Annotated in this window: 13 protein-coding genes and 1 other RNA gene; all 14 read right to left on the reverse strand. The window is 66.1% G+C overall.

Annotated features, from left to right (window positions below; genetic code table 11):
- Nucleotides 1–135 precede the first annotated feature (135 nt).
- Entirely contained in the window at nt 136–330 is a 195-nt protein-coding gene (locus tag ACFQGD_RS27210) for a hypothetical protein (RefSeq protein ID WP_345393757.1), read from the reverse strand.
- Between the two features lie 283 nt (nt 331–613).
- On the reverse strand, nt 614–1504 hold the full coding sequence (locus tag ACFQGD_RS27215; protein WP_345393760.1) for a hypothetical protein: 891 nt from the start codon (nt 1502–1504) through the stop codon (nt 614–616).
- A gap of 196 nt (nt 1505–1700) precedes the next feature.
- The gene (locus ACFQGD_RS27220; protein ID WP_345393763.1) at nt 1701–2030 is read right to left on the reverse strand and encodes a YnfA family protein; all 330 of its coding nucleotides are present in this window, start codon (nt 2028–2030) and stop codon (nt 1701–1703) included.
- Between the two features lie 35 nt (nt 2031–2065).
- Nucleotides 2066–2332: a DUF1876 domain-containing protein gene (locus tag ACFQGD_RS27225; RefSeq protein WP_345393766.1), complete on the reverse strand. Its 267-nt coding sequence runs from the start codon at nt 2330–2332 to the stop codon at nt 2066–2068.
- A gap of 128 nt (nt 2333–2460) precedes the next feature.
- Nucleotides 2461–2832, reverse strand: a transfer-messenger RNA (tmRNA) gene (gene ssrA, locus ACFQGD_RS27230).
- A gap of 63 nt (nt 2833–2895) precedes the next feature.
- On the reverse strand, nt 2896–3999 hold the full coding sequence (locus tag ACFQGD_RS27235) for an ABC transporter permease (RefSeq protein WP_345393769.1): 1104 nt from the start codon (nt 3997–3999) through the stop codon (nt 2896–2898).
- Nucleotides 3996–4910 (reverse strand): ABC transporter ATP-binding protein, encoded by a 915-nt coding sequence (locus tag ACFQGD_RS27240; protein ID WP_345393772.1) that lies wholly within the window; start codon nt 4908–4910, stop codon nt 3996–3998. Before ACFQGD_RS27240 ends, ACFQGD_RS27235 begins: the two co-directional genes overlap by 4 nt.
- Nucleotides 4911–4960: 50 nt before the next feature.
- Nucleotides 4961–5872, reverse strand: coding sequence for an amidohydrolase family protein (locus ACFQGD_RS27245; RefSeq protein ID WP_345393775.1), 912 nt, complete (start codon nt 5870–5872; stop codon nt 4961–4963).
- 7 nt (nt 5873–5879) lie between these two features.
- Nucleotides 5880–6356 (reverse strand): SsrA-binding protein SmpB, encoded by a 477-nt coding sequence (gene smpB / locus ACFQGD_RS27250; RefSeq protein ID WP_345393778.1) that lies wholly within the window; start codon nt 6354–6356, stop codon nt 5880–5882.
- 38 nt (nt 6357–6394) lie between these two features.
- On the reverse strand, nt 6395–7294 hold the full coding sequence (ftsX, locus tag ACFQGD_RS27255) for a permease-like cell division protein FtsX (protein WP_345393781.1): 900 nt from the start codon (nt 7292–7294) through the stop codon (nt 6395–6397).
- Nucleotides 7295–7352: 58 nt separating this feature from the next.
- Nucleotides 7353–8042 (reverse strand): cell division ATP-binding protein FtsE, encoded by a 690-nt coding sequence (gene ftsE / locus ACFQGD_RS27260; RefSeq protein ID WP_345393785.1) that lies wholly within the window; start codon nt 8040–8042, stop codon nt 7353–7355.
- 88 nt (nt 8043–8130) lie between these two features.
- Nucleotides 8131–9252 carry a peptide chain release factor 2 gene (gene prfB, locus ACFQGD_RS27265; protein ID WP_345393788.1) on the reverse strand — a complete coding sequence of 374 codons (1122 nt, stop codon included), beginning with the start codon at nt 9250–9252 and terminating at the stop codon, nt 8131–8133.
- Between the two features lie 58 nt (nt 9253–9310).
- Complete coding sequence (locus ACFQGD_RS27270) at nt 9311–9811, reverse strand: PadR family transcriptional regulator (protein ID WP_345393791.1); 501 nt, start codon at nt 9809–9811, stop codon at nt 9311–9313.
- A gap of 102 nt (nt 9812–9913) precedes the next feature.
- Nucleotides 9914–10885, reverse strand: coding sequence for a carboxymuconolactone decarboxylase family protein (locus ACFQGD_RS27275; protein WP_345393794.1), 972 nt, complete (start codon nt 10883–10885; stop codon nt 9914–9916).
- Nucleotides 10886–11159 lie beyond the last annotated feature (274 nt).

Genomic DNA, 11159 nt, shown 5'->3' on the forward strand with positions numbered 1-11159 from the left:
ATTGCACAGCGCATCTCGGCGTCATTCACCCCGAGCTACCGGCAAACTGTCTGACATCTCAGACAACATGGCGGACGACCCTAGTATGGCGCCATGATGGCGTCCGGTCAGTTCACCGCTGATTAGTTATGCCGGTCATCTCCGAGCGAGCGCGGGTTCCAGCCCCAACATGTCGAGTAGCTCCTTGCATTCGTCGGCGTTGGTCGAGTGGCTCGCCACCGTGATGGCCGCTTTACCTGCCTGCTTGTCACGGCGTTCACGTTCGGCAGCTCGCGCCTCGGCGGACCAACCGTGCTCTTCGTCAGGACTTGAATGCCTTGCCCACGTCATGTGTAGCTCTCCCTCCGGCTGGCCGCGGTCGACGGTCGACCACCTTCCGGAATGTGAGCATCATGACACCCACTCAGGTTAGCGCGGCGCGCAGGTGCGCCATTGGCACTACTTCGCCATGGTTATTGACCCGGTGTTTTCCCTGGGAGACAGGTTCATCACGGAGTGTGACCAGCGTCGACAACAGCCGCTTTCGCCGCGGACGATACAGTCGCATCGCCCGCAATGCGATTGTATCGGATTCTCAGCGAGATACCCCGTGCGAGCGGTCGACGAGCCGCGGTTACGAGTCGGCGTGGCCCGGGGAGGTGGAGCGGACGTCATCATCGCGCTTTTCCGGAGCATCGCCGCGCTCTTCGGACTGGCCGCGCTCATCAGACGCTTCGGCGGAGTCCTGGTCGGGCTCCTGACTACCGCCGGACGCGTGGTCACGTTCTCCGGAGGTGCTCCCGGAATCGCCCGCGCCCTCGTTCGCACCGCCCTTGCCGTCAGTACCGCTGCCGCTGGCGTCCGAGCCGCCCTTGGTGTCCGTGCCACCCTCGCCGCGCTGCGAGTTCTCCGAACCCCCCTCGTCCGAGTTACCGGCGCCCCGCCCTGAGCCGTCCGATTGGCTCCCGGCTCCAGCTCCGCCATCCGTGCCGCGGCCGTCGTCCCGCTTCCCGGGGGACGTCCCTTCCGAGGCCCGCTCCTCGTAGGAAGTCGCTTCCGAGGTCCGCTCCGCACCGGCGACGCCAGCACCACCGCGAGGCTCATCCTGGTCCACCGTCGGCCACGGTGTGGACGTCGTCCTGTCCGCGGCGACATCATCCGCGAGCCAGGTCATAGCGGGTACGCGACGCTCGCCGTCGTCTCGGCTAGCGGATCGCTGCGCGCTCGTCCGCACGAAGGGCGACGCGCCGTCGGCGCTGGACGTCCTATCGCCGCCACCGAGCGCGACGCCACCGCCCTCACTTGAGCCCTCAGGCTCAGCGGTGCCATCGCCGTCCGGGAGGTGCAGCGACGTCGAGAACGGTGAACCGAACCCGATGATCCCCGTGGCGGCGGCACCACAAAGCGCGACGACACCGGCGGCCGTCGCGACAACCCTGCCCCGCTTGGTCGGTGGTTCGCCGGCGCCAACGCCTTCCCTGCGCAGCAACTCAGCGACCGGGATCATCCGCTCAGCATCACCCATGGCAACGAGATACCTTCCGCACGACATCGCTTCCCCGCCCGCAGGGTGTCTATCACCGGACCGGCACGGCGGGAACGACCTCGCAAGCCATGTCACACGGATATCGCAATCTGATGACGATTTTGGTCACATCGTTATCCCGCTGCGTATCGACGCGAGCTCAAACAGTGACGGGCGCGGGCGACATCGTCACCGGTCAGCGCGGTGCGTACATGATCACGGCGACGCCGAGCAGGCAGATTCCCGCGCCGATGTAATCCCATTTGCCCGGTTGGAACTTGTCGACGACGACCCCCCATGCCAGTGAACCAGCGACGAACACTCCACCGTACGCGGCAAGGATGCGACCGAAGTGTGGATCCGGCTGGTAGGTCGCGACGAAGCCATACGCGCCGAGCGCGAGAACACCCGCCGCGATCCACAGCAGGCCACGGTCTTCCCGCCAGCCCTGCCAGACCAGCCAGGCGCCCCCGATCTCGGCGAGCGCTGCGATCACGAACAGCACGATGGAGCGAACCACGGTCATACGTCGACCGTAGCTACCCCATCGTCAGCTCGCGCTTAGAGCCGCAAGTGTGCCGGTTCGTGCGTGACGCTCTCGATGTCGTCGGCGGTGACGTCGAGCAAACGGTGCGCCAGATCGGACAACGCGCGCGACGCGGCGAGCTCATCACCGATCTTGGGCACGTTGACGTCCTCCGGGTTCAGCCGGGCGAGGCCGACGCCGACGAGATTGTCCGTGCCTGCCGCATGCAGCCGGGCACGGGCACGAGTCCGGGACTCGTGTTCGTCGATGGTGATCTCGACCGTCCAGTGCTTCTCGTGCATGACGACCTCCTTATGCAGTGTGCCGCTGACACCACTGTGCGCTCCTGAGACGCGAGCGGCCAGAGCAAGAGGTCCCGACCCGAACCAACAAAAGAGGCGAGCACTCCGGGTGAGTGCTCGCCTCTTCTGCGTGGAGGTGCCGGGAATCGAACCCGGGTCCTCTGTCGCCTCAACAGGGCTTCTCCGTGCGCAGTCCGCTGTGTCTCTACTCGGCCCCACCGGTCACGCGGACAAGCCGGTGTGACGGGCCCAGCCGCTGTTAGATGTCCCGCCGAGGTCCGCGGCCGACCTCGGCGGTAAGTCCTCCTAGCTGATGCCGGTTACTGGGCCGGAGGCACTCCCAGACCGACAGACTCGCACTCGCTCAGGCGGCGAGGGCGAAGTCGCGCTGACTATTCGTCTTGGCGCTTATAAGTTGCGACGACGCTTAACGGTGGTCTCTCGCCTGCACCGGCACGCTTCCCCTGAATCAACGTCCAGAGTCGAAACCGTTCACCCCCTAGCTAGCGGGTTCACTGCACCTAGGATAACGCCTCGGGCAACCAGGTTTGTTCCCGTGTCGATCAGCTCTTCTCCCACCGAAACACCCGTGATGCCACGAACCCGACGACCACGGTGAAGCCGATGAGAATCACGGCTGGCAGCAGGATGGCGTCGACTCCTTGGCCCCGGACGAGTACGTCGCTCATGCCTTCATTCAGGTGCCGCATCGGGAACGCCAGGGACAACGTCCGCAACCACTGCGGCACCTGGTCCATCGGGAAGAACGCCCCGGACAGGAACGCCATCGGCAGCACGATCAGGTTCGCCGCACCAGTCGCGGCCTCCTCCGTCTTGGCGAACGCGCCGACCAGCATCCCAATCGCGAAGAACGACAGCGTGCCCAGCAACAACAGCGGGATCGCCAGCCACCACGACCCGCTCAGCTGGAGCCCGAACACCGGCAACATCGCGACGCCAACGAAGATCACACCCTGCGACACGGCGATGACAAGCGACACCGCGATCCGCGAACCAAGAATCGTCATCGGCCGTACCGGCGCAAGCCGCAACCGCCGCAGTACCTGGTTCTTACGCCACATCACCAGCGTCAACGCCGCGCCGAACACCGCCGACATCGACACCGCCCAGGACAGCAGGCCCGGTGTCAGGAACTGAATCGGACGTAGCGACTCGTCTTCCACCCGCGCGGCGTCCAACGTGAACGTCGGTGGCTGGCCGGTGGCCCGGACGTTGGCCTCGCTCACCACACCACGCACCAGCCCCACGACCGTCCCGGCTCGCGTCTGGTCGCTCGCGGCGAACCGCAGCGTGACGTTGTCGCCATCCTGCGCGACGTATGCGGGCAGGTCGCCCGCCTTCACCTGCTGTTCCGCCTCGTCGGCGCTGGCGACATCCACCACCTCGACGGCGCCGGACCGCTCCAGAGCCGTCAACACCGGCCCTTGGCCCACCGCGCCGACCTTGAGCCGCGACGATCCGCCGTCGCCGAACAACAGCCCCAGGATGACCAGGAACATCAGCGGGAACAGGATGGTGAAAAACATCGCCGCTTTGTCCCTGACGAAACCCTTGAACGCGGCGCGCGACAAGCTCACGAACGGGTGCGCCGCCGAGCGTGACGCCCCGGGTGTGTCCTCGCGTTGGCGCTCCTCGCCGACGGTCATGCCCGGTACTCCCTTCCGGTCAGCTCGAGGAAGACGTCTTCCAGCGTCGCCGTGCGCACCTGCAACCCGCTCAGCGCACCCCGCTCCGCCAGGGCCGCGAGCACCGGCGCCGGGCTGCGGGTGGCGATGGTCAACGACGTCTCATCCTCGGCGACGTCGTCCACCCCGGCCAGGGCTCGTGCCTCTGCCGCGGGGAAGCCATCGCGCTCCAAGACGACGTGGGTGGCGGAGTCGAGGTCACGCACTAGCGCGGCCGGGGTGTCCAGCGCGAGGACCCTGCCGTGGTCCATGATCGCCACCCGGTCGCACAGCACCTCTGCCTCGTCCAGGTAGTGCGTGGTGTAGACGATGGTCTTGCCGCGCGCCTTGATCTCGCGTAGCACGTCCCACAGGTTCCGGCGCGACTGCGGATCGAGGCCCGCCGTCGGCTCGTCCAGGAAGACGATGTCCGGGTCGTGTACCAGCGCGCACGCGATCGACAGTCGCTGTCGCTGCCCGCCAGAGAGCTGGTTCTCCCTGGTCTCGGCCTTGTCCCGCAGCCCGACGAGGTCGAGCATCGCCATCGCCCGGTCTTCCGGCACACCGTAGAGCGCGCCGAACGTCTCCAGTTGCTCGCGAGCGGTGAGCTTCTCGAAGAACGCCGACGCCTGGAGCTGTACGCCGATCTTCGGCAGCAGTCCGACGTTGCGCGGCCACGGTGACTCACCGAGCAGCCGCACCGATCCCGCGTCCGGTTCACGCAGACCCTCCGCGATCTCCAGTGTGGTCGTCTTGCCCGCGCCGTTCGGTCCGAGAATCCCGAAGAACTCCCCCTGCCGCACGGAGAACGACACCCCCGCGACGGCCTTCACATCGCCGTAGCTCATGTGGATGCGGTCCACATCGAGCGCGGCGTCCCCTGTTGGTCCCATATGCCCGATCCTGGCCTACGGAACCGTAGCGTGCACGCGATTTCGTGAATTCAGTTCGCGTCGAGCAGGCGTGACGGAGCGTCGTGCAGCGCCGAGCGGAGGAAGTCGTCGCCGAGACGGTCGTCGGCGGCCGCCCACGAGGCGATGGCGCGGAGCTGGGTCGCGTATTCGTACGGGATGTTCGGGAAGTCCGTGCCGAGCAGCACGCGGTCGGCGACGTCGGCCAGGCGCGCTGGCCAATCACCCGGCAGCGGGTTCATGGCCTCGCTGAACGGCGTCCCGACCATCGTCGTGTCGATGTACGTCCTGGGGTACCGCGCCACCAGGTCCAGCGCGGTGTCGAACTCCGGCATCCCGGCGTGCGCGAGCACCGCCGTCAACCGGGGATGCCGGGAGAGCACCTTCTCGAAGACGTCGAGCCCGGTGTAGTCGCCGGGAACGGGACCGTGCCCGCAGTGCACCACCACCGGTACCCCGGCCTCGGCGAGCAGCCCCCATGCTGGGTCGAGCAGGTCGTCACGCGGATCGAACGCCCCGACCTGTACGTGCACTTTGAAACAGCGCGCGCCGGAGTCCAGCGCGGACGCGACGACGTCCGTGACACCCGGCTCCGCGTACAGCGTCGCCGTCGGTACCGCCTCAGGGACCCGTGCGCCAAAATCGAGCGCCCACGACGTCAACCACTCCGCCATGCCCGGCTTGTGCGGATACACCAGCGGCGCGTACCGCAGCACGCCGAGCGAGCGCAGCACCTCGATCCGATTGGACTCCGGCAACCGGTAGGCCACGGGCCACTCGACGCCGTAGTGCCGTGACGCGTCGTCGAAGTACGCCCAGACCTTGCGCATCACACGATCCGGCAGGAAGTGCACGTGGATGTCAACCAGCCCCGGCAGGCCGAGCGAGCGTACCCAGGCGGGCACGTCGGCATCTGTCGCGGGACCGGTCGCGGAGCTGGTCACAGGCCGTTCAGACCTTGCCCTTCGCCGCGCGGCCCACCGCCCGCAGGATCTCCCGGCGGGCGTCGCGCTTGGCGATGTCGCGGCGCTTGTCGTGGATGCGCTTACCCTTCGCCAGCGCCACCTCGACCTTGACCTTGCCGTCGGAGAAGTACAGCGACAGCGGGATCAGCGACAGCCCCGCTTCCTTCGTCTTGCCGATGAGCTTCTCGATCTCCTGCTTGTGCAGCAGCAGCTTGCGACGACGCCGTGGCTCGTGGTTGGTCCAGGTGCCCATCTCGTACTCGGGGATGTGCAACCCGCGCAGCCACACCTCGCCGCCCTCGACGTAGGCGAACGCGTCAGCCAGCGACGCCCTGCCAGCGCGCAGGCTTTTGACCTCGGTGCCGACTAGCACGATCCCTGCCTCGTAGGTGTCAACGATCGAGAAGTCGTGCCGCGCCTTGCGGTTGGTGACGATCACCTTCCGGCCACGTTCCTTGGACATGTCACCCACTTTACGGGCCAGCGCACGCCGGTTTCTCGTCAGTGCCTGACGTAGAGTCGCAGCGTGACGTAGCCAACCAGCGAGGAGATCAGCATCGCCGTGAGCAGGAGGATCGGCGAGATCACGAACGCGGTGTAGAACGTGCCGGGGAACCGAACCACGTTCTCCAACTGGTTCGCGAAGCCGGACGGAAGCAACACCTGCATGCTAAGCAACCCCGCGATCGCGAGCACGGCGCCGATGGCGCCGGCGACCATCGCTTCCAGTAGGAACGGCAACTGGGTATACCAGCGCGTCGCGCCGACCAGCCGCATGATCCCCACTTCCGTGCGCCGGGTGTACGCCGAAATCTGAATCATATTCGCGATCAGCAACAACGCGGCCAGCAACAGCACCAACGACCCGACGAACGTGATGTTGCGCAACACCCGAAGCGAGTCCACCAACCGATCCACCGTCTCACCGCCGTCGTGGATCAGCGAAACGCCCTGCCGCTCCGTGAAGCCCTTCACGATAGCGCCGGACTGCTCGGGCGATTTCAGCCGCACCTGCAGCGAGGCCGGGATGGCCTGCGGCGACGCCAGCTCGAGCATGGTCGGCTCGTTCTTGAACGCCTCCTTGAATACCTCATACGCCTCAGCCTGATTCCGGTAGACGACGGTGTCGACCGCCGGGTTGAGCTCGAGGTCCTGCTTCAACGACACGCACGGGTCCGTGGTGCAGTCCGTGTCCTTTTTACTGATCTCGTCCGTCAGGAACACCGCCACCTCGAGCTCGTCGAGGTAGTTGTCCTTGGTGAGATCGACGGCCTTGACCACCATCAACCCGAGCCCGAACATGACGAGGGAGATCGCCGTGGTCAGGATCATCGCGACGGTCATCGTGACGTTCCGACGCAGGCCGGTCGAGACCTCACTGAAGACGAAGCTGGCGCGCATCTGACGAACTGTCCTTGGGTCGGGGTCGGATTAGGGCGGGTGAGCTCGGCCGGTGGGCTCAGTGATCGTAGCCGTATACACCTCGGGCGTCGTCGCGAATCACTCTGCCGAAGTCGAGCTCGACCACTCTCCTGCGCATCGAGTCGACGATCGACTGGTCGTGCGTCGCCATCACCACCGTCGTGCCCGTGCGGTTGATGCGCTCGAGCAACAGCATGATGTCCTGGCTCGTATCGGGGTCAAGGTTCCCTGTCGGCTCGTCGGCGAGCAGCATCAGGGGCCGGTTCACGAACGCGCGCGCGATCGCGACGCGCTGCTGCTCGCCACCGGAGAGCTCCCTCGGCATCCGGTCGGACTTTCCTTCGAGGCCCACCAGCTCCAGCACCTCGGGCACGACCTTGCGAATGGTGTGCGCGGGCTTGCCGATCACCTCGAGCGCGAAGGCGACGTTCTCGAACACCGTCTTGTTGGTGAGCAGGCGGAAGTCCTGGAAAACGCAGCCGATCGTCTGCCGTAACCTCGGCACCCGCCTGCGTGGCAGCTTCGCGACGTCGTAGTTGGAGACGTACACCTTGCCCTTGCTTGGTACCTCTTCACGCAACAGCAGCCGCAGGAACGTTGACTTGCCCGATCCGGACGGACCGATGACGAACACGAACTCGCCCTTGCCGACGTCGACGGAGACATTCTCGAGCGCGGGCCGGGTCGAGGTCTTGTAAACCTTGGTCACGTTCTCTAGCCGGATCACACCGCGGAGCCTACCTCGCCGGGGTGTGAAGCCGTGGTTGCGTCCGGCACCCGATGGCGGCGCTCACCGATACTCACCCAGTCGCGGTTCAGCCGATGTGTTCGCTCGCGGCGATCTGCTGCTCCTTGCGCCAACGGATACCTGCCTCCAGGAAACCGTCGATGTCGCCATCGAGCACCGGCGTCGGGTTGCCGACCTCGTGCTCGGTGCGCAGGTCCTTGACCATCTGGTACGGGTGCAGCACGTAGGAACGCATCTGGTTGCCCCAGCTGGACCCGCTGTCCTTGAGCGCGTCCAGTTCCGCGCGGTCCTCTTCCTGCTTGCGCGCCAGCAGCTTCGCCTGCAACACCTTCATCGCGGCGGCCTTGTTCTGCAGCTGCGACTTCTCGTTCTGGCAGGACACGACGACTCCGGTGGGAATGTGGGTCAGCCGAACAGCGGAGTCGGTGGTGTTGACGCTCTGCCCGCCGGGGCCCGACGAGCGGTAGACGTCGACCCGGATGTCCTTCTCCGGGATCTCGATGTGGTCGACTTCCTCCACCTCGGGCAGTACTTCGACGTGTGCGAACGACGTCTGGCGCCGGTTCTGGTTGTCGAATGGTGAGATGCGCACGAGACGGTGCGTGCCCTGTTCGACCGAGAGTGTTCCGTACGCGTAGGACGCGCTGACCTTGAACGTCGCGGACTTGATGCCCGCTTCCTCCGCATAGGAAATGTCGTAAACCTCGACCGGATAGTCGTGCCGTTCCGCCCAGCGCAGATACATCCGCAGCAGCATCTCCGCCCAGTCAGCTGCGTCGACGCCGCCTGCCTCGGAACGGATGGTGACGACGGCGTTGCGGTCGTCGTACTCCCCGGCGAGCAGGGTGCGGACCTCAAGGGCCGAGATATCGTTCGCGAGCTGGGCCCGCTCGTTGTCAGCCTCGGCCTTCAGGTCGTCGGAGCCTTCCTCGCTGGCGAGCTCATACATCACGGCGAGGTCGTCCAGCCGTTGCCGCAGCTCGGACACTCTGCGCAACTCGCCCTGCCGGTAGGAAAGCCGGCTTGTCACCTTCTGCGCGGTGGCCGGGTCGTCCCACAGGTTGGGGCTGGCCGCCTCCTCCTCGAGCGAGGCGACCTCGGCACGCAGCGCTTCGAGGTCCATCACCGACTCGACCTGCGCCAGCGTGGCGGCTAGGTCCTTGAGCTCTGCTTCGACGTCCGCACTCACAACACTCAAGGCTACCCGGCCAGGGCAGCCACCATGTCGCTGGCGTGCCCGTTGGCGCTCAGGCCTCGGCGATGGTGTCGATGAACTTCAGGGCAGCCTTGACGTGGGACTGCCAGAAGGTCGCGATCGCCGTGTCGGCGGGATTGTCCGCCGCACGCACCGCCGCCTTGGCCTCGGCGAGTTCCTCGTTGTAGCGCTCCCGCGCCTCGCCGATCAGGTTGTCGCGCTGTTTGGCGGTCAGTTTGTCCGCGTTAACCACCCGCAACAACAGCGTGCTACGGATATGGTCCGGTCCGGCATCGGTGGTCGCCCAGCGCTTGAACTCCTTCTTACCCGCGGCCGTGATGATGTACTGCTGGCTGGCACGGGGACCCTGCTTACCAAGACGGACGAGGCCACGCTCGGCGAGCGCGGGCAACTCCCGGTACACCTGGCTACGAGTGACGCTGAAGAACGCACCGTAGATCTCGCCAGCGGCAGCGACAAGCTGCCCGCCGGTGGCAGGCCCGTCATGCAGCAAGCCAAGCAGCGCCGCGGAGGTGGCATTCAACTCAGTCACACCTCCACGGTGCCACTACTAGCCCATTCTGTCCACAGTGGTCACCTGATCTGTCCACAGTGGCGATGCAACGCCCACGTCAGACCGGCAGAACGATCCTTGTCATCTCCGGGTGTTCCCCCCGAACAGGCGCTGGAACTGTTCGGCTCGACACGATGCGGCCACGAAGCTGGCCCACGCGGTCATGTCGATCAGCTCGGCGTCGTCCGTTCCCTGGTGACGGAGCTCGCCTATGACGGTGTCGTCCACCTGATAGGAGGCCATGGCCGTCAGCAGCGCGAGCCGTGCGGCCGGGCGCTGCTTCTCGTTGAGCGCCGACACCGGCCTGTCCACCCAGGACCGGCTCAGCCCAGGAGGTTCACCGTTCCAGTCGGCAAGCACGGCCGTGACCACCTCCCGTACCGGAGCGGGCACCGAACGCTCGCCCGCCGCATCGAAAGCGGTCCGCGCTCGTGTGAAAGCAGCACCGACATGCCCAGTGGCCGCCCACGATGGCGGCGACTCGGTTATAGCGGATTGCTGGGGCAGCACCGCACGACGTGGCAGCAGCAACCGCCCGAGCACGCGGTTGGCGCGCGCACTCACCGCTGGCGACGCTCCCGGCGGCAGGGGTGATGCGGGAAGGAAGACGTTGACCATCCGGTTCAGGTACTCGAATGTCGCCGCGACGCCGATCAGTTCAGCAGAATGGTCCGATGAGATGTCACCGGCGAACAGGGACGCGAGGTCGTGGTCTCCGTTCCTGCCTAGTCCACGCGCCGTGGCACCGTGTACCTCAACGCAGTACGGACACGAGTTCGCCTCCGACACCGCCGCCGCGACAGCCTCTTTCCAGCCACGGTCAACGGCCCCGTCCACGAGCAACGTCTCACGCAGCAACAGCCAGCTTGCGGCCATCACCTCCGGGGACGGTGAATGGAGGCTTATCGGGGGCGCCAGCAGACCGAAATCGCGCTCGACCTGCGCATAGACGTCCGCGACGAGCCCCGTGGCCATGTCCCGTGCCACCGGCTCGACATGGCGGACTCGCGATGGTGCGCGCCGCAACGCCACGCGGAGCAACGCTGAGATCATGCTGGTCCTCGAGTTCGCGCGAGCGCGGCTACCAGCTCGGCCATCCAAGCACCTCCTGTCGTGCAGGTTTGGTACTTAGCATGCGACTACGGCATCACCCGCGCATCTTGTCGACCGTCGATACCGGACTCTTTCAGGGGCGGCGCGTCAATGCCGTCGACTCACTCCGGCCCGGTCACCGATTCGTAGGCCCCCCGGTCACAAACCTGGTCACAGACCTACGAAAACGGCCCTCGGAGTGATCCTCCGAGGGCCGTTTCACCTGGTAGCGGGG

The organism is Haloechinothrix salitolerans, from assembly GCF_042662605.1.
In the GTDB taxonomy this organism is placed as follows: Bacteria; Actinomycetota; Actinomycetes; order Mycobacteriales; family Pseudonocardiaceae; genus Haloechinothrix_A; species Haloechinothrix_A salitolerans.